This is a genomic window from Streptomyces sp. NPDC107538, assembly GCF_055657445.1.
The window spans coordinates 75,352-92,974 of record NZ_JBVKAY010000008.1 but is presented as its reverse complement, the minus strand read 5'-3'; the positions used below and the strand labels follow the sequence as shown (position 1 = coordinate 92,974).

Genomic DNA, 17,623 nt, shown 5'->3' with positions numbered 1-17,623 from the left:
TGATCGGGGTGATGGTCGGGTGGTTCTGTGCGTGGGGTGGGCGGCTGGTTCGCGGCTGGGGTGGAGTCCCGGCCACCTGGTGGGGCGGGGTGACTCGGTGGTCAGCCGGCGGGCAGGTGTCCGGGCACGGGTCCAGGGCCCGTGGCTCGTTCGGGCACCGGGGGCGCCGCTCCTCGGGCCTCGGCGGTGGATGCCACGGAGGCGATCGCGTCCGTCAGGCGGTCGAGTACGGCGTGCGTCTGTTCGTCGGTGATCGTGAGAGGTGGGAGGAGGCGGATGACGCCGGTGTGGCGGCCGCCGAGTTCGACGATCAGGCCGCGGCGGAGGCACTCGCGTTGGACCGCGGTGGCGAGGGAAGGGGCGGGCGGGTGTGGGCCGGTGGTGTTGGAGGGAGGGGGCGCGTCCGGGGTGATCATCTCGATGCCGATCATCAGCCCCCGTCCTCGTACGTCACCGACACAGGCGAAGTGATGGGTGAGGCCGCGGAGTTGGGCGAGCATGCGGGCGCCCAGGGTCTCGGCGCGGTCGGCGAGGGCGTTCTCGCGGACGTGGGCGAGGGTGGCGGCGCCGGCGGCCATGGCGAGCTGGTTGCCGCGGAAGGTGCCCGCGTGGGCGCCGGGCTGCCAGACGTCGAGGTCGTCGCGGTAGACCACGACGGCCAGGGGGAGGCTGCCGCCGATGGCCTTGGACAGGACCATCACATCGGGGACGACGCCACTGTGCTCGACGGCCCAGAACCGGCCTGTGCGGCCCACGCCCGTCTGGACCTCGTCGGCGATCAGCGGGATCGAGCGCGCGGCGGTGATCTCGCGCATACGGCGCAGCCAGCCGTCAGGGGCTGGGACGACGCCGCCCTCGCCCTGGACGGGTTCGAGGATCATGCCGGCGGGCAGCGGCACACCGGACTTGGCGTCGTCGAGGACGGACTCGGTCCAGCGGGCGGCGAGTTCGGCACCGCGTTCGCCGCCGACTCCGAAGGGGCAGCGGTAGTCCTGCGGATAGGGCAGACGTGCCACGCGTACGTCGTGGGCGCCTCCGGATGCCTCCAGGGCCCCGGCGGTCATGCCGTGGTAGGCGCCGGTGAAGGCGAGCAGTCCGGTGCGTCCGGTCGCCGCGCGGACCAGCTTCAAGGCGGCCTCGACGGCGTCGGTGCCGGCGGGTCCGCAGAACTGGATCCGCGCGCGGTCGGCGAGCCTCGGGGGAAGGGTGCGGAACAGCTCGGTGGTGAAGGCGTCCTTGACGGGGGTGGCCAGGTCGAGGACATGCAGGGGGGCGCCCGAGTCGAGGACCTTGCGGATGGCTTCGAGGACGACCGGGTGGTTGTGGCCGAGGGCGAGGGTGCCGGCGCCGGACAGACAGTCGAGGTAGCGGCGGCCGTCGGCGCCCTCGATGGTCAGTCCGCGTGCGCGTACGGGCACGATGGGCAGGGCCCGTGCGTAGGTGCGGGCAGCCGACTCACGGGCGGCCTGCCGCCGCAGGATCCCCTCGTGCGCCGAGCGCGCCCCCTCGTGCTCCCGCCGTGTGCGCGCCCGTTCGTCCTCGTGTCCCACACGCGCCCGCTCGGCCTCACGCCCGACCGGCGCCATCGCAGACTCGGTCACCGCCACGACTGCACTTCCTCCCGCTGCTCAGAGGCGAGTTGGCAGGGGTCACCGAACACCGGCGGGTCCCCCGCCCGTACCAACGACGCGACTCGCACGGGGAAGCGGGTGGGGCGAAGATCCTTGCCGTGACGGAACCGTTGCCGTTCCCTCGGATGTCCCCCACAACGACCGCATAGTGTGTGGTGCCGTTCCGTAGGGACGCGGCGCGGCGGATCCGCACCAAGCCGCGCGTACGACGACTACGTACGAAGAAGCAGAGGTACCGAGCCGCACGAATGCCGTGTCGGCTACGTACAAGGGGGCGGTGGGCGCGCGGCGGAGCCGTGCGTGATCCGCTTCGGCAGCACAGAGTTCTCTTACGCCCCAGGGGGAGTTCAGACCATGCGACCCATACGATCGCTCTTCGCCGCTCGTCGTGGGAGGAGCGCGCGCCGCAGAACCTCCCCCGTCGTGGCCGCGGTCGGCCTAGCCGCGGTTCTGTCGTTGACCGCGACCGCGTGCGGCTCCGGTGACACCACGGCCAACGCCGACGCGTCGGCGTCCGCGCAGGACAGTGACAGTGCGGGCGACGGCAAGATCCAGATCCCGGACGACATCAAGGACAAGCTCAAGGAACACGGGATCGACCTCGACAAGTGGCGGGGCGGTGCCTGGAAGAACTGGGACAAGGACGACTGGCTGCGCGAGGCCGAGGACTACGTCAACCCGATCATCAAGGATCTGTGGGACCCGGACCGGATGCGGGACGCCGAGGAGCCGGAGAAGGAGGTCGACGAGAGCGACCTCACCGGTGACCAGGGCGTGACCGACCCGACGCCGGCGTCCGTCGACGCGGAGGCGGTGTCGGCGAACTACCACGCGAACGCGCCCGAGGCGGGCAAGGTGTTCTTCGACGCGCCCGAGGGCACGATGGTCTGCTCGGCGACCGTGGTCCAGGACCCGGCCAACCCGGGCAAGTCCAACATGGTGTGGACGGCCGGCCACTGTGTGCACGCCGGCAAGTCGGGCGGCTGGTACCGCAACATCGCCTTCGTGCCCTCGTACAACGACAGCGGTATGTCGGCGGCGGAGCTGAAGACGGCCACCAAGGAGCAGGTCGCTCCGTACGGCGTCTGGTGGGGGGACTGGGCGCAGACCTCGGACCAGTGGATCGAGCAGGGCGGCCAGACGGGCGGTGACGGGGCGCCGTACGACTTCGCGGTGATCCATGTGACGCCGGAGGAGGGCAGCGGGGGCAAGTCGCTGGAGGAGATGGTCGGTTCGGCGCTGCCGGTGGACTTCGACGCGCCCGCCGTACCGCAGGTGGAGAGCATCACGGCGACGGGCTACCCGGCCGGGGCTCCGTACGACGGCGAGACGATGTACCAGTGCACGGACAAGCCGGGGCGGCTCTCGCTCGTCGCGTCCGACCCGACGATGTACCGCATCGGCTGCACCATGACCGGCGGTTCGTCCGGTGGTGGCTGGGTGGCGACCGGCTCGGACGGGCAGCCCGCGCTGGTGTCGAACACCTCGATCGGTCCGGTGAGCGCCGGCTGGCTGGCCGGGCCGCGGCTGGGCAAGGAGGCCGAGGGTGTGTACCAGGCGGTGAGCGACAAGTTCGCCTCGCAGTGACGCCGCGCACGCGGTGACCGGCAGGGAGGGCGCGTGGAATTGGCCGGTCGCGCGCCCTCCGCCGGCCCCCTGACGCGCCCGCATGGTGGGCGTGACACACGGATAGTTCCGACGGGTGTCGAGAACCATGCGTTTCTCACATCGCCGACGGTATCGGCGGCGGCGGCGTCGGCTACGTCTCCTCGCCGCCACCGGACTCGTCGTGGCGCTCGTGCCGGCGGCCGCCGTCTGTGACTCGGGCGGCGGAGAGGCGGGCGGCAAGCCCAGTTCCGGCGCTTCGCGCACCGCCGACCGGGGACGGTGACGGCATTCCCGACGTCCTCGCCGACACGTTCGAGGAGTACGGCATCGATGTCGGCGACTGGAAGGACGGGGGCGGGCGGGACTGGGGTGGGCACGGAGCCTCTGCTCGTGTCGAACACGTCGATCGGTCCGGCCGAGAGTGCCTGGCTCGCGCGACCGCAGTTGGGCGGCGGGCCAGGGCGTTGTAGGACGAGTTGAGTGGTTCGTACGGCGGGCGGTGAGCGCGGGCGAAGGGCGCTGTCACGCGGTTGGTCGGCGTGGCAGGCCAGCCGGTCGAGGGCTTGAGGGAGATGGTCCTCGGCGCCTGGGCGGAGCATCGCGGTGTGCGGGAGGACCACGGAGGCGTCGAACAGGCGGGCGCAGTGCGGAAGTCGGGCCCGTCCGGGATCGATGGCCTCCCAGTACTCCTGGGAGAGGTGGTGCCGGGGTTTGCTGTGCGGCAGGTAGGCGGGCGAGGTGTCGAGGGGGCGGTAGCAGGCCTCGACGGGGACGCTGAGTTCGGCGGCGAGAGCGGCTCGGACGGTCGCCACGGGGAGGTCTCCGAGGAGGTCCGTGTCGGGGAGGTACGACAGGGCGAGGGCCTGTCCGGGTGGTCGTTCGACCTCGGGGAGCAGGCGGGCGGGGCGCAGGAAGCCCGAGGCGAGTGCCGCCTCGCGCCAGCGGCGGGTGACCCTCTCGCGTCGTTCGCGTTGTTCCGCGAAGCGTTCGCACTGGGCGAGCAGGATCGCGGCCTGCCACTCCGTCATCCGGTGGTTGCCGCCCTGAAGGGGCCGCCAGCCGGGCGGCGAGCCCGCCGGTGGGCGGCCGCGGTCGCGGAGGCCGGCGAGACGGCCCGCGAGCAGGGGGTCGGCGGTGGCGACACAGCCGCCCTCGCCCGCGGTGAGGGTGCTGGTCCTCCCGAAGCTGAAACAGGACAGGGTGCCGACCGAGCCGGCGCCGTACCGCTCCCAGCGGGCGCCGGGTGCGTGGGCGCAGTCCTCGATCAGGGCGAGGCCGTACCGGGCGGAGAGGGCGGCCAGGGCCGTGAGGTCGGGCATCGTCCCGTAGAGGTGGACGGCGACGATCGCGCGGGTCCGCTCCGTGACGGTGGCCTCCACGGCTGCCGGGTCCAGGCACCAGGTGTCGGGGTCCACGTCGACGAGGACGGGCACGGCGTTCGCGTCCAGGACCGCGCCGGCCGTGCCCGGGCGGGTGAGGCCGGGGACGATGACCTCGTCGCCGGGGCCCAGGCCCAGGGCCTCGCAGGCGAGTTGCAGGGCGGCGGTGCCGTTGCTGACGGTCAGGACGCGGCCGAGGCCCTGGAGTGCGGCGAAGCGGGACTCGAAGCGGGTGCAGCGGGTGCCGCCGTGCAGTGACCACTGGCCGTCGTCCAGGACTTCGCGCAGCATGCGGGCTTCCAGCGATCCGCGCTGTGGCCAGGTGGGGGGTTCGGTGACCACCGGGTCACCGCCGAAGAGCGCGAGGTTGGTCTCAGGCACGGCTCGCCTCCGGAGCGGGGTCGTCGACGGTGGTGGGGGTGGGGGTGGAGGTGGCCTCGTGGGGGCTCGGCTGGCCGAGGACGGCTGTCCGGCCGAGAGCGTCCGGTTCCCGGGGAACGGGGGTGGCGTGGGCCGTGTGGTGGAGGCTGTCGGCGATCTTCTGCACATGGATGGCTTCGGCGGCGGTCACCGGCGCCGGGCCCCGGCCGAGGCAGGCGTCGACGAACGCGGTGATCTGGCGTGTGCGGGCGAGTTGGAGGTCGCGGGGCCTGCCCGGGAGGGGCGGGAGGGGGTGGCTCAGGGCGGACTGGTTCGGGTGGGACAGCAGCAGAGGGAAGATCTCCAGCGCGCCCCGGTCACCGACCAGCCGCACCCGGACGGTGTCCTCGTCGGGCGGATCGGCGGCGTACGCGGTGCCGTGCGCGGCGGCGTACGAGGTGGCGTAGGCGGTGGTGCACGAGGGGCCGTCGGAGGTGGTGAGGCTCAGAGACAGGCCGTCGCTGCAGCGGATCAGGCGGTGCCGCTGGGGCAGAGTGGGCCGGGGCCCTGGGCGGCGCCGAGGCCGGTGGCTGGGTGCTCGGCAGGGGAGATCGGCCTCGCGTCCGGGTGCTCCCGCGCCACGGCTCGGGCGGCCCTGGCGTCGGCAGAGTCGGTCCCCCGCTCGGCACGCACCCGCTGGCGCCCCGGCGCCGACCCTGCCGGTGGCCGTACGGCGCCACCGTCCGCACTCTCCGCCGCCGCGAGGAGCCGATCGGCAGTGGCCCAGAGCGTCTCGACGGGCTCGGGGAAGCCGGTGATCCACATGGCCAGGTCGAGCAGGTGGATACCGGTGTCGGTCAGGGGGCTGCGGTCGGCGTGGGTTCGGTGCCGGCAGTGAGCGCCGGCGGCGGCCCGGGACCGGTCGCATGGTTCATCGGCGGCCCGGGCTGGTCGCCCGGTTCATCGGCGGCCGGGGACCGGTCGCACGGTGCACCAGCGGCCCGGGACCGGTCGTGCGGCACATCGACGGTCCGGGACCGGTCGTACGACACATCGACGGCCCGGGACCGGTCGTACGACACATCGACGGCCCGCGCCCGGTCGCACGGCGCATCGGCGCCCCAGGACTCGGAGCCGGTGTTCTTGGCAGGCCAGGCCCCAGAGCCGACACAATCCGCGGCCCAAGACCCGGAAGCAGCGTCCTCCGCAGCCCAAGACCCGGAGCCGACACAATCCACAGCCCAAGCCCCGGAGCCAGCTTCCTCCGCAGCCCAAGGCCCGGAGGCGGCGTCCTCCATAGCCCAAGACCCAGAGCCGGCGCACTCCGCAGCCCAAGACCGGCCCCCTGATCCATCCGCGCCCCAGGCCGGCCGGGCGTCGAGTGCGCCGGGCGTCCCTGGCGGGCGGTCGAGGCGGCAGCCATCGGCGCGGCACCCCTCGTCCACCGCCTCCCGCGCCCCCTCCTTCACTACCTCCCACGACCCCCCGTCCACCACCTCGCACCACCCCCGCGCCCCGAGTTGGATCTCGTGGATCTCGCCGATCTCTCCCGCGTCGACGATGCCGCGGGCGGTGCGGGTCTCGGTGAGGTGGCGGCAGGGGAAGGCGTAGGTCAGGACGCGGTGTTCGGTCGTGGCGAGTGCGGACAGGCGGGCCAGGTCCGCGGGGTCGGTGGCGGCGGAGGGCTCGCAGAGCACATGGCAGCCGGCCCGGAGCGCGGTCGTGACGAGCGGGGCGTGCAGAGGGGGCGGGGCGCAGATGCTGACGAGGTCGACGTCCGTCGTCGCGAGCATCTCCTCCAGAGAGGTGAAGACCTCGCGGACGCCGAACCGGCGGGCCAGCGCCCGGGCTCTGCCACGGTCGGGGTCGACCATCGCGGCCAGGTTCACGCGGGGGTCGGCGGCATGGGCGGAGGCATGGGCGGCGGAAGCGCTACGTCCGCAGCCGACAATGACTGCGCGGAGATTTACCACGGTGAATACCCTTCAGCGATGCGGCGGCCGGAGACCGTGGGCCCGGTGGTCCGGTGGCCCGGCCGGGTGGCGGGTCCTTTCTTCCGAATGCTCGCAACGCCGAAGTGACAGCGTCCAATAGATTCGTTCATGCCGGGATGGAATGTTTGCCGTCAGCTCGGTGACAGCCAGGGAGAAACCATTTCGCATCCCTCCCGGGAGGTGAATCCCAGGGTGATTCAGCACACGATTCAGCGGAGAATTCGAGAACCGATTCGACGGACTGGCGCATTCCGGATGCCCTGTCCGAGTTCCGCTATGTCACGTACCGGCACCCATGTCACCGGCCGCCGCGACCGTCTCCGAGCAGGCCGTGACGAAGTCGGCGACCACCTGGCGGTTGTCGGCCGCGCGCCAGGCCACGGCGACCTCCGTGGGCGTGATCTTGTCGATCGGGCGGCAGACGACCCCGGGGCGGGGATAGAACCGCGCGGTGGAGGCGCCGGTCAGACAGACCCCGAAGTTGTTGGCGATGGCCTCCATCCACTCGTCCGTGCTGTTCACCTCGGCACCGATGACGACGGGATGGCCGTCCCGGTGGTCGAGCGCCAGCCAGAAGTCGCGCCAGACCCCGGACTCCACGGGCACGGCGACGAACGGCTCGTCCAGCAGTTGTTCGAAGCGCACCACGTCCTGCCCGGCCAGCGGATGCCCGGCCGCCATGAGCCCAGCGGCCCTCGGACAGCAGCACCTGCGTACGGATGCTCGACGGCCCGTGCGGCAGCGGCAGCCGGACCAGCGCCACGTCCACGTCGCCGCCCGCCAGCCCGGCCGTGGGGTCGATCCACGGCGCCTGGGTCATCACGACCCGCCAGTCCGGCCGGATCATGCCGAAGGTCGCGAGGATCCGGGGGGTGAGTTCGCTGGCCGCGTTGGCGATGAAGCCGACCCGCAGCGTCCGCTCCTCCGTCGCCGCCGCCTCCTGGGCCGCGCCGACCACGCCCTGCCAGTCGGCCAGGATCCGGCGCACCCCGGGCAGCAGCGCCCGGCCCGCGGCGGTCAGGGTCACCGAGCGGCTGGACCGCTTCAGCAAGGGCAGCCGAAGGCTCCGCTCCAGTTGCTCGATCTGTTTGGAAAGCGCGGGCTGCGTAATGTGCAGGCGCTGCGCCGCGCGGGTGAAGTGAAGTTCTTCCGCGACCGCGACAAATGATCGCAGCAAGCGCAGATCCACATCCATGCCGAGAGGTTATCAACGAATCTATTGGACACGGCGAGCCCCGTACTGCGACATTCGAATGGCCATCGCGGACAGCGAATGAACCGCCTCCCCCACGGGACGACCCCTGGGCCGGAAATGGCAAACCAGTATGAGTCCGCGTGAACCTGACCGGCGATCCGATACCGGGGTTTCCCATGACCGATGACCGGACGATGAACCGCAAACTGCTTGTCAGTGTCTTCAATCCGCAGGAGGCCCGCGAGGCCGTCCTCGGGGGCGGCAGAATCATCGACAGCGAGGATCCGCGCAGCGCCCTCGGCAAACATCAAGCCGCAGCAGATCATGGCGGTCAGCGACGCGGTGCTCGGCTTCCGGCGTGATCCGGAGGTCCAGCTCTCCACCAACATCGGCGAGGACCAGCTGCTCTTCGACCGCTCCGGCACCGGGGCGGCGATCCAGAAGTCCGCGTACGAGATCGCCGGCAAGGCCTCGCAGGCCGCACTCGGGGTGGCGGTGTCCATGGGGACCCGGGTGCACCCCTGCGGCATCGTGAAGGTGGGCCTCGACAGCATGGAGACCGGGCTGCTCACCGATGTGCTGCGCGAGTGCGTGCAGACGCTGCGGCGCACCGAGGGCTTCTCGCACACCCAGGTGATGTCGGTGCTGTTCGCCCAGGACCTCGATCTGCGGGAGGAGCGCCGCTCGGTGGACGCGATCCGCCGGGCCCTGGTGGGCCTGCGCGAGTTCCACCCCGGCGAGCCCGGCACCGAGCAGGGCTTCGACCTGACCGGATATGCGGCCGGGACGCTGCGGGACGAGCACGGCAGGCTCCTGTCCACCGACCCCGGTCAGGTGGACCTGGGGTCGCTGATCGACCACGGCGTCCTGCCCGAGGGCACCCGGCACACCACGGTCGCGCTCAACGAGCTGTTCCCGCACGCCCGTTACGGCATCACGAGCGACCCCTCCGCCCGCCGCACCGACCGCGAGGCGATCGCCCGTATGGTCGACGCGACCGTCCGGGCCGGCGCGGGCGCGGGCGCGATGATGCTCGACACCAGCGTGCTGCTGAAGGTGGCCCGGGTCGGCCTGGTCGCGACCGAACGCAGCCCGGACATGACCGACTTCAACTCCCTGGACATCGACGAGACGACCGGTCTGAAGCGGCGGGGCATCCTCAGCCTGGACGGCATCCGGTTCTTCGTCGACTACTGCCACCACCGGGGCATCGAGGCCAACCTCGCCGGTTCCGTCACCAGTTACCAGGCCCAGCAGCTCTGGCGGCTCGTCCCGGAGGTCGACCAGATCTCCACCCGGGGCGCCGCCTCGGCCGTGGCGCAGAACCCGCACCGGCCCGAGGGTGAGGGCGAGGACTCCCGGCGCGACCGGGTGATCGTCCGGAGCCTGGTCCGCGGACTGGTCCCGCCGGAGCAGGGCGGCCATCTGTGGCTGCCGCAGGAGATGAAGCCCCGTTCCGGGGAGGCCGTGCGGGAGGTGCTGGACCGCTTCCCGGGGCTCACCGGCCACTGGGCGGACCGCTACGGCCGCCTGACCCCCTTCGGCTGACGGCCTCCGGCTGACCGCATCCGGCGGACCCCGGCGACCAACGCCCTCCACCCACCAACCCCCCGCACCTGCCCCTTCACCTGCCCCCGCTCGGCCGACGGCCGACGCCCCCCGGAGCCGACAAGGAGCGTGACCCCATGTCCGATCTGATCCCGCCCGCCGCCCCCGGCCCCCGTGTGCCCGTGCTGCCCGCCGGGCGGACCGAGGCGCGGGTCCGGACCGAGTTCGACAGGTCGATCCGGGACTGGGGCCTTCCCAGCAACCTGTTCCGGACGATGGCGTGGCTGCCCGGCCTCGCGCTCACCGAGGTCGAGTACGCCAACTCGTTCATCTTCGACGCCCCCCGCTACGCGCCCGCGCCCCGGCCTCCCGGGGACCCGGCCGGGGAGAGCGTCCTGTTCCCGCAGGGCGGCTTCGTCGACCGGGTGACGAAGGAGCTGGTCATCAACCTGGTGAGCCTGCTCAACCGCAGCCGGTACTCCCTCACCCACCACAGCTTCATCGGCTACGGCCTGCTCAGCGGCCAACTCCCCCATGTGGACCCCGCGCAGCGGGCGGCGCGTGCCGAGGAGACGCTGCTGCGGCTGGCGGAGACGATCCAGCGCGACCCGCACGCGGTCACCGACGCGCAGTTCACCGAGTTGCGCGAGGTCCTGCGGGGTGTGGCTGCCGAGAACATCGCCAAGGGGCCGCTCGCGGAGGTGCCGGGCACCGGCACGGAGGCCTATCTGGAGGCCTGGGTCAATGCGATGGCCGTCGAACTGACCTGGTGCATCGTGCACTTCGACGGCCTGCTCAACTCCTGGTTCACCGTGCTGCGCGTGATGGACGAGACGGGCGCCGAGGACGAGCTGAACGTGGACTTCGTCGCCGCCTACAACGCGGGGGTCCCGGACCGGATCAAGGTACGCAACAACAACCTGCTCGGCCCCACGGGCTGGTGAAGTTGAGAACGGACCCACACCATGCCCGAGAACCCGACCCTGACGACCACCACCGACACGACCGCCACCGCCGGGGCCACTACCGCAGCGGCCACCGCAGAGCCGGCGGCTCCCTCGACGCGGCCGTCCGTACCCACCGCGATCGGTCTCCCGGTCCCTGGCGGCCCGGCCATCCGTTTCGAGTGGCACACCGGCGACTGGTTCGACGTCTTCGAGAAGCATGTCGCCCTCATCCAGTCGGACATCGCCCGCGCCCAGGCGGAGGACCGTGTGGTCCTCTATCTGAGCTGTCCGATCAGCTCGCGGGGCGGCGGTCACTTCCGGACCAACACCGAGATCGCGAACTTCGTGGCCCGCCGGCTGGCCTCCGAGTGGGGCGAGCGGTTCTTCGTCGTGAATCCGGCCGCGTACCAGCTGGAGTCGAAGGAGGGCACGGGCCTGGTCATGCGGCACATCGAGGAGCTCTCCCGGGAGAAGAGCCGGCCCCTGTCGATCGAGGTTCTGATGGGCACCGCCCGGCCGACCGGCGGGGACTACATGCGGATGTGGACCCTGGTGCTGGCCGAGGACCACTACCTCACGGACCCGCCCGGCCCGCCCGGCCGGCCCTCGCGCCAGAAGCTCCAGCTCGGCGGTCTGTTCGACGCGTTCTAGTTCCTCGGCCCCGACGACGTGCACGGCTTCTTCCCGTACGGACTCGGGCGGCGGCGGTGCGCTGGTGGCCGCGGTGGAGTCGTACTTCGCCCGCAAGTACGCCGTCGACCCGGACTTCTGGACCGACTTCGGCACCGTCCCGGACGGCCCTGCGGGCGGCAGGCGTCCGCTGGATCTCACCGATCCGGTCGACGCGGCGGTCTGGGAGGCCCGGCGCAAGGAGTTCGTCCGCTTCTACACCGTGCGGGCGGGCGGCTCGTACAGCCTCGGCTGCCACGACGAGTGGAACATCTTCGTCCGGCTGAACGCGGCGCGTGCCGCGCACCCCGCCTACGGCCCCGGTGAGCTGATCGCCGCCTACTACGGCGGACGCGCCCGCTCGATGGCCGAGAGCGAGACGGAGACCTCCCCCGGTTACGCGGTCAAGGAGAAGACCGCGTAGCACGGGGGTGGACGGGGGTGTGCGGGGGCACCAAGCGGCCGGTGCTCCCGCACACATACCGAAGGCCCGCCCCTCGGCGGAGGGGGCGGGCCTTCGGCCATGCCTGGGACGACCGGCGCGACGGACGGACGGCCGGACCGGTCGCGCTCCCCGGCCTGGCCGTCAGGCCGGGCCGGCGCGGCGGACCGTCAGGCGGTCGTGGCCGCCGGGACGTACGGCGTCAGGTCGGCGGCCAGTTCCTCGTGCACCCGGGCCTTGAGCAGGGTGCCCTCCGGGGTGTGCTCCTCGGAGATCACCTCGCCCTCGGTGTGGGCGCGGGCGACGAGCTTGCCGTGGGTGTACGGCACGAGCGCCTCGATCTCGACCGAGGGGCGCGGCAGCTCGTCGTCGATCAGGGCGAGCAGTTCCTCGATGCCCTGGCCGGAGCGGGCCGAGACCGCGATGGAACGCTTCTCGATCCGCAGCAGCCGCTGGAGCGTCAGCGGGTCGGCCGCGTCCGCCTTGTTGATCACCACGATCTCGGGCACGTTCGTCGCGCCCACGTCGCGGATGACCTCGCGCACGGCGGCCAGCTGCTCCTCCGGGTCGGGGTGCGAACCGTCGACCACGTGCAGGATCAGGTCGGAGTCGCCGACCTCCTCCATCGTGGAGCGGAACGCCTCGACGAGGTGGTGCGGCAGGTGCCGTACGAAGCCGACGGTGTCCGCCAGCGTGTACAGCCGCCCGCTCGGGGTCTCGGCCCGGCGCACGGTCGGGTCGAGGGTCGCGAACAGGGCGTTCTCGACCAGGACGCCCGCGCCCGTGAGCCGGTTGAGCAGGGAGGACTTGCCGGCGTTGGTGTAGCCGGCGATGGCGACCGAGGGCACCTTGTTCCTGCGGCGCTCCTGGCGCTTGATCTCGCGGCCGGTCTTCATCTCCGCGATCTCCCGGCGCATCTTCGCCATCTTCTCGCGGATCCGACGCCGGTCCGTCTCGATCTTGGTCTCACCGGGACCACGGGTGGCGAGGCCGCCGCCCTTGCCGCCGCCCATCTGCCGGGACAGCGACTGACCCCAGCCGCGCAGCCTCGGCAGCATGTACTGCATCTGCGCGAGCGCGACCTGTGCCTTGCCCTCCCGGGACTTGGCGTGCTGGGCGAAGATGTCGAGGATCAGGGCCGTACGGTCGATGACCTTGACCTTGACGACGTCTTCGAGGTGGATGAGCTGGCCCGGGCTCAGCTCACCGTCGCAGATGACGGTGTCCGCGCCCGAGTCGAGGACGATGTCCCGCAGCTCGTTGGCCTTGCCGGAGCCGATGTAGGTGGCCGCGTCCGGCTTGTCGCGGCGCTGGATCACGCCGTCGAGCACGAGCGCGCCCGCGGTCTCCGCGAGGGCGGCCAGCTCGGCCAGCGAGTTCTCCGCGTCCCGCGAGGTTCCCGTGGTCCAGACACCGACGAGTACGACGCGCTCCAGGCGGAGCTGCCGGTACTCGACCTCGGTGACGTCCTCGAGCTCGGTGGAGAGGCCCGCGACACGGCGCAGGGCCGCGCGGTCGGAGCGGTCGAACTGGTCGCCGTCCCGCTCTCCGTCGATCTCGAAGCTCCAGGCGACGTCCTCTTCCATCAGGGCATCGGCCCGAAGACCTTCGGGGGTGTTCTGCGCGAAGGCGCTCTGTGCGGCCTGGGAAGGGGAAGAAGAGGAGGTCATTGGGTCCTTACGTCGATTGGGGATACCGAAGGGCGACGGATTTCCACCGGCTCCTCGTCGGTCCTTGCGGATCTTCACGGAGCCCGAGCCGTCACTGGCGACAACGTCCGGGGATTCCGGGAGATTCCCGGGGATTCCCGCCGTCGACCCGACGATGGTCGCACGGTACGCCCCGTCTCGTCACCCGGGTTATTTCCCTTGCTCGACCGGGGCCGACTTCCAGTCGGGGTGCCCCGGCATCGGTGGCGTCCTGACCTCGTACAGCCAGGCGTGGAAGAAGGCGTCCAGGTCGCGTCCGGCGATCCGGCCGGCGAGGTCCCGGAAGTCGGCGGTGGAGGCGACGCCGTCCCGGTGGACGGTGACCCAGGCCCGCTGGAGCAGGGCGAAGGCGCGGGTGCCGATCTCCTGGCGCAGGGCGTACAGGAAGAGTGCGGCGCCGTCGTAGACGTTCGCGCGGAAGATGCCGATCTTCTGGCCGTTCTTGGGCTTCTTGGGTGCGGCGGGCGGCCCCCCGGCGGTCCGCCAGCGGTCGGAGGCGGCGTACGCGGCCTTCATGCGGGCCTCGACCGTCCTGCCCGCGGTCTCCTCGGCGTACAGGGCCTCGTACCAGGTGGCGTGGCCCTCGTTGAGCCACAGGTCGGACCAGGTGCGGGGGCTGACGCTGTTGCCGAACCACTGGTGGGCCAGCTCGTGGACCATGATCGACTCGACGTACCACTTGGGGTACTCGGGGCGGACGAACAGGTCCCGCTCGAAGAGGGAGAGGGTCTGGGTCTCCAGCTCGAAGCCGGTCTGCGCCTCGGCGATCAGCACGCCGTACGTCTCGAAGGGGTAGCGGCCGACCTTGTCCTCCATCCAGGTGATCTGGGCGGGGGTCTTGGCGAGCCAGGGTTCGAGCTTCTCGCGGTCCTTGGCGGGGACCACGTCGCGGACCGGCAGTCGGTGGGGGCCGGTGCGGTGCAGGACGGCGGAGCGGCCGATGGAGACCTGGGCCAGCTCGGTGGCCATGGGGTGCTGGGTGCGGTAGGTCCAGGTGGTGGTGCCGGGGGCACGGTCGGTGCCGATGGGGAGGCCGTTGGAGACGGCCGTGTAGCCCTCGGGCACGGTGACACGGACGGTGAACATGGCCTTGTCGGAGGGGTGGTCGTTGCAGGGGAACACCAGGTGTGCCGCGTCGGCCTGGTTCGCCATCGCGAGCCCGTCGGCGGTGCGCAGCCAGCCGCCCTCCTCGTCGCCCGTGTACACGGGGTCACTGGTGTGCCGCACGGTGATCCGTGTCCGGCTGCCCTCGGGGAGCGGTGCCCGGGGTGTGATCACCAGGTCCTCCCCCGCGCTCGTGAAGGCGGCGGGCGCCCCGTCGACCTCGACGGAGGCGACCTTGCCGTGGGTGAAGTCGAGGTTGACCCGTTCCAGCGGGGCGGTCGTCCGGGCGTCGATCGTGGTGACGGCGGTGAGGGGCTTGCTGTTGCTGCCGGGATAGGTGAGGTCGAGGTCGTACGACCGCACGTCGTAGCCCGGGTTGCCGAGGTGCGGGAAGAGGCGGTCGCCGACGCCGAGCGGCTCGGCGGGTGCGGGGACGCTCGCGGCGGTCAGGCAGACGGTGACGGCGGAGGCGAGCAGCGCGGCCTGGACGCGACGGCTCCGGATGCGTGGGGTGAGCGGCATGGACCACCGCTACCAGCGCGCTCCCGCCGCACGCCGCCGACGCGCAGCGGTCCCACCCGAACGAGCGGCCCGGTGCCCACCCGGCCCACCCCCTCCGGGCCCTCGTCTGCCGGGCCGCCCCCGCCCGCCCGGGGGTCGCTCAGTGCGTGGCCGTCGCCTGGTGCTGGGCGCGGTCCACGTCGTAGACGCCCGGGACGTTCCGCATGGCGCGCATGAGGTTCGGGAGGTGGGCGGCGTCGGGGAGTTGGAGTGTGTAGGTGTGGCGGACGCGCTGCTGGGTCGGGGGTTCGACGGTGGCGGTGACGATGTCGACGCCTTCGAGGGCGATGGCCTCGGTGAGGTCGGCCAGCAGGTGGGGCCGCTGGAAGGACTCGGCGACGAGGGTGACGCGGAACTCGGTGGTGTCGCCCCAGCGCACCTCGATCTCCGGGCGCCCCAGGCCCTTCATCCGGGTCACGGCGGCGCAGGCGACGCGGTGCACGGTCACCACTCCCCCGCGCACGGCGAAGCCGGTGACCTCGTCGGGCGGTACGGGCGTACAGCAGCCGGCCAGTCGTACGGTCGCCTCGGGCCGGTCCACGACGACCACGGCGCCGATGCTGTCGGAGGCCGCGGCGGGCTCGTCGAGGGCGGGGCGCAGGGCGGGCGTCTCGTCCTTGCGCGCGCCGTCGCGCTCCTCGCGCTCCTCCTGCTCGGCGTCGGCGGCGGGCGAGGGGTGGGTGGCGAGCCAGCGCTGGATGGCGATGCGCGCGGCGGGTGTGTGGGCGTGCTCCAGCCACTCTCTGGAGGGCTCGGAGGCCGGGTCCTGGCCCATGAGGAGCTGGACGGTGTCGCCGTCCTTCAGGACCGTGCTCAGTGTCGCCAGGCGGCCGTTGACGCGGGCGCCGATGCAGGCATGCGCGTCCTCGCCGTACTGCGCGTACGCCGCGTCCACGCAACTCGCGCCCTCGGGGAGCCCCAAGGTGCCCCCGTCGGGCCGGAACACGGTGATCTCGCGGTCCTGGGCGAGGTCCTCGCGGAGGGTGGACCAGAACATGTCCGCGTCCGGGGCCGCCTCCTGCCAGTCGAGGAGGCGGGAGAGCCAGCCGGGGCGGGTGGGGTCGACGCGCTCGCCCTCGCCGTCGGGGCGCTGACCGTCGGTCTGCTCGTCCGCGGGCGCGGCGTACGGATTGCCGAGCGCGACGACACCGGCCTCGGCGGCCTTGTGCATCTGGTGGGTGCGGATGAGGACTTCGGCGACCTGGCCGTCGCCGCGCGCGACGGCGGTGTGCAGCGACTGGTACAGGTTGAACTTCGGTACGGCGATGAAGTCCTTGAACTCCGAGACCACCGGCGTGAGACAGGTGTGCAGTTCGCCGAGGACCGCGTAGCAGTCGGCGTCCTCGCCGACGAGGACCAGGAGCCGGCCGAAGTCGGTGCCGCGCAGCCGTCCGCGCTTTCGGGAGACCCGGTGCAGGGAGACGAAGTGGCGGGGCCTGATGAGGACTTCGGCCTGGATGCCCGCCTCGCGCAGGACGCCGCGTACCTCGTCGGCGATCTCGGCGAGCGGGTCGGGCTCGTGCGCGCTGTTCTCCGCGATCAGTTCGCGGGTGTGCCGGTACTCCTCGGGGTGGAGGATCGCGAAGACGAGGTCCTCCAGTTCGGTCTTGAGGGCCTGGACGCCGAGCCGTTCGGCGAGCGGGATCAGTACGTCCCGGGTGACCTTGGCGATGCGTTCCTGCTTCTCGGGGCGCATCACGCCGAGGGTGCGCATGTTGTGCAGCCGGTCGGCGAGTTTGATCGACATCACGCGGACGTCGTTGCCGGTGGCGACGAGCATCTTGCGGAAGGTCTCGGGTTCGGCGGCGGCGCCGTAGTCGACCTTCTCCAGCTTGGTGACGCCGTCGACGATGAAGCAGACCTCCGCGCCGAACTCCTCGCGCACCTGATCGAGGGTCACCTCCGTGTCCTCGACGGTGTCGTGGAGCAGAGAGGCCGTCAGGGTCGTGGTCTCCGCGCCGAGTTCGGCGAGGATCAGGGTCACGGCGAGCGGGTGGGTGATGTACGGCTCGCCGCTCTTGCGCATCTGACCGCGGTGCGAGGACTCGGCGAGGATGTACGCCCGGCGCAGCGGGTCGAGATCGGCGTCGGGGTGGTGGGCGCGGTGCGCGTCGGCGAGATGGCTGATCGCGTCGGGCACCCGGCCGCGGGTCGTCGGACCGAGGAGTGCGGCGCGGCCCAGACGGCGCAGGTCGATACGAGGTCGGCCCTTCCTGCGGTGCGCTGGTGGCGGCGCAGGGGCGGGCGATACGGCGGGGTTCGTGGCCTCCGCGCTCATGGGCACCTCCGGCTGCGTGGACCGGCGGACGGGTGCCCCATGGCGTGCGGCGGCTCAGGGGTTTCGTGTCGTTCCCCCGTCCGTGCCGGTGCTTGATGCTACCGAGCCCATCACGCCCGTCCGACCGCCTCTCGCCGAGCGTGAAACGGATCACCCATTCGAGCGAAGGTTCCGAGGTTTACGGTTTCGAGCCACCCC

At 71.9% G+C, this 17,623-nt stretch carries 13 protein-coding genes and 2 pseudogenes; 6 read left to right on the top strand and 9 right to left on the bottom strand.

Annotated elements, in window-relative coordinates; genetic code table 11:
• Positions 1-101: 101 nt before the first annotated feature.
• A complete protein-coding gene (locus ACZ7MG_RS27450; protein ID WP_471384832.1) occupies positions 102-1,607 on the bottom strand; it encodes a diaminobutyrate--2-oxoglutarate transaminase family protein in 1,506 nt (501 codons plus the stop codon).
• Positions 1,608-1,985: 378 nt separating this feature from the next.
• On the opposite strand from ACZ7MG_RS27450, the gene ACZ7MG_RS27445 reads away from it, so the two are divergent.
• Positions 1,986-3,218, top strand: coding sequence for a trypsin-like serine peptidase (locus ACZ7MG_RS27445; protein ID WP_471384834.1), 1,233 nt, complete (start codon positions 1,986-1,988; stop codon positions 3,216-3,218).
• A 911-nt stretch (positions 3,219-4,129) separates the two neighbouring features.
• On the opposite strand, the pseudogene ACZ7MG_RS27440 reads toward ACZ7MG_RS27445, so the two are convergent.
• The 5 genes and pseudogenes from ACZ7MG_RS27440 to ACZ7MG_RS27420 all read right to left on the bottom strand — a co-directional run.
• Positions 4,130-4,909, bottom strand: a pseudogene (locus tag ACZ7MG_RS27440) (DegT/DnrJ/EryC1/StrS family aminotransferase); the annotation flags it as partial.
• An 82-nt stretch (positions 4,910-4,991) separates the two neighbouring features.
• Entirely contained in the window at positions 4,992-5,372 is a 381-nt protein-coding gene (locus tag ACZ7MG_RS27435) for a hypothetical protein (RefSeq protein WP_471384836.1), read from the bottom strand.
• A 463-nt stretch (positions 5,373-5,835) separates the two neighbouring features.
• Positions 5,836-6,951, bottom strand: a complete 1,116-nt coding sequence (locus tag ACZ7MG_RS27430) for a Gfo/Idh/MocA family protein (protein ID WP_471384838.1) — start codon at positions 6,949-6,951, stop codon at positions 5,836-5,838.
• Positions 6,952-7,251: 300 nt separating this feature from the next.
• Positions 7,252-7,653 (bottom strand): LysR substrate-binding domain-containing protein, encoded by a 402-nt coding sequence (locus ACZ7MG_RS27425; protein ID WP_471384840.1) that lies wholly within the window; start codon positions 7,651-7,653, stop codon positions 7,252-7,254.
• Positions 7,654-7,726: 73 nt separating this feature from the next.
• A pseudogene (locus tag ACZ7MG_RS27420) lies at positions 7,727-8,167 on the bottom strand (LysR family transcriptional regulator); the annotation flags it as partial.
• Positions 8,168-8,307: 140 nt separating this feature from the next.
• On the opposite strand from ACZ7MG_RS27420, the gene ACZ7MG_RS27415 reads away from it, so the two are divergent.
• The 5 genes from ACZ7MG_RS27415 to ACZ7MG_RS27395 all read left to right on the top strand — a co-directional run bounded on the left by ACZ7MG_RS27415 (position 8,308) and on the right by ACZ7MG_RS27395 (position 11,755).
• The gene (locus ACZ7MG_RS27415; RefSeq protein WP_471384842.1) at positions 8,308-8,529 is read left to right on the top strand and encodes a hypothetical protein; all 222 of its coding nucleotides are present in this window, start codon (positions 8,308-8,310) and stop codon (positions 8,527-8,529) included.
• The gene (locus tag ACZ7MG_RS27410) at positions 8,492-9,715 is read left to right on the top strand and encodes a hypothetical protein (RefSeq protein WP_471384844.1); all 1,224 of its coding nucleotides are present in this window, start codon (positions 8,492-8,494) and stop codon (positions 9,713-9,715) included. The genes ACZ7MG_RS27415 and ACZ7MG_RS27410 overlap by 38 nt, the downstream gene beginning before the upstream one ends.
• A gap of 137 nt (positions 9,716-9,852) precedes the next feature.
• A complete protein-coding gene (locus ACZ7MG_RS27405) occupies positions 9,853-10,659 on the top strand; it encodes a carboxymuconolactone decarboxylase family protein (RefSeq protein ID WP_471384846.1) in 807 nt (268 codons plus the stop codon).
• Positions 10,660-10,680: 21 nt separating this feature from the next.
• Positions 10,681-11,313 carry a hypothetical protein gene (locus ACZ7MG_RS27400; protein ID WP_471384848.1) on the top strand — a complete coding sequence of 211 codons (633 nt, stop codon included), beginning with the start codon at positions 10,681-10,683 and terminating at the stop codon, positions 11,311-11,313.
• Positions 11,314-11,377: 64 nt separating this feature from the next.
• Positions 11,378-11,755 (top strand): hypothetical protein, encoded by a 378-nt coding sequence (locus tag ACZ7MG_RS27395; protein ID WP_471384850.1) that lies wholly within the window; start codon positions 11,378-11,380, stop codon positions 11,753-11,755.
• A 188-nt stretch (positions 11,756-11,943) separates the two neighbouring features.
• Here the strand turns inward: ACZ7MG_RS27395 and hflX are convergent, their stop codons facing one another.
• From hflX to ACZ7MG_RS27380, 3 genes are all read right to left on the bottom strand, one after another.
• Positions 11,944-13,443, bottom strand: a complete 1,500-nt coding sequence (hflX, locus tag ACZ7MG_RS27390) for a GTPase HflX (protein ID WP_471384852.1) — start codon at positions 13,441-13,443, stop codon at positions 11,944-11,946.
• A gap of 189 nt (positions 13,444-13,632) precedes the next feature.
• Entirely contained in the window at positions 13,633-15,108 is a 1,476-nt protein-coding gene (locus ACZ7MG_RS27385) for a M1 family metallopeptidase (protein WP_471384855.1), read from the bottom strand.
• A gap of 139 nt (positions 15,109-15,247) precedes the next feature.
• Entirely contained in the window at positions 15,248-17,425 is a 2,178-nt protein-coding gene (locus ACZ7MG_RS27380; RefSeq protein ID WP_471384857.1) for a RelA/SpoT family protein, read from the bottom strand.
• Positions 17,426-17,623: the final 198 nt, after the last annotated feature.

Bases quoted from the DNA above. Each gene is read 5' to 3' on its own strand.
- ACZ7MG_RS27380 (WP_471384857.1), bottom strand. From the start codon at position 17,425: ATGAGCGCGGAGGCCACGAACCCCGCCGTATCGCCCGCCCCTGCGCCG.
- hflX (WP_471384852.1), bottom strand. From the start codon at position 13,443: ATGACCTCCTCTTCTTCCCCTTCCCAGGCCGCACAGAGCGCCTTCGCG.
- ACZ7MG_RS27410 (WP_471384844.1), top strand. From the start codon at position 8,492: ATGGCGGTCAGCGACGCGGTGCTCGGCTTCCGGCGTGATCCGGAGGTC.
- ACZ7MG_RS27445 (WP_471384834.1), top strand. From the start codon at position 1,986: ATGCGACCCATACGATCGCTCTTCGCCGCTCGTCGTGGGAGGAGCGCG.
- ACZ7MG_RS27425 (WP_471384840.1), bottom strand. From the start codon at position 7,653: ATGGCGGCCGGGCATCCGCTGGCCGGGCAGGACGTGGTGCGCTTCGAA.
- ACZ7MG_RS27400 (WP_471384848.1), top strand. From the start codon at position 10,681: ATGCCCGAGAACCCGACCCTGACGACCACCACCGACACGACCGCCACC.
- ACZ7MG_RS27405 (WP_471384846.1), top strand. From the start codon at position 9,853: ATGTCCGATCTGATCCCGCCCGCCGCCCCCGGCCCCCGTGTGCCCGTG.
- ACZ7MG_RS27385 (WP_471384855.1), bottom strand. From the start codon at position 15,108: ATGCCGCTCACCCCACGCATCCGGAGCCGTCGCGTCCAGGCCGCGCTG.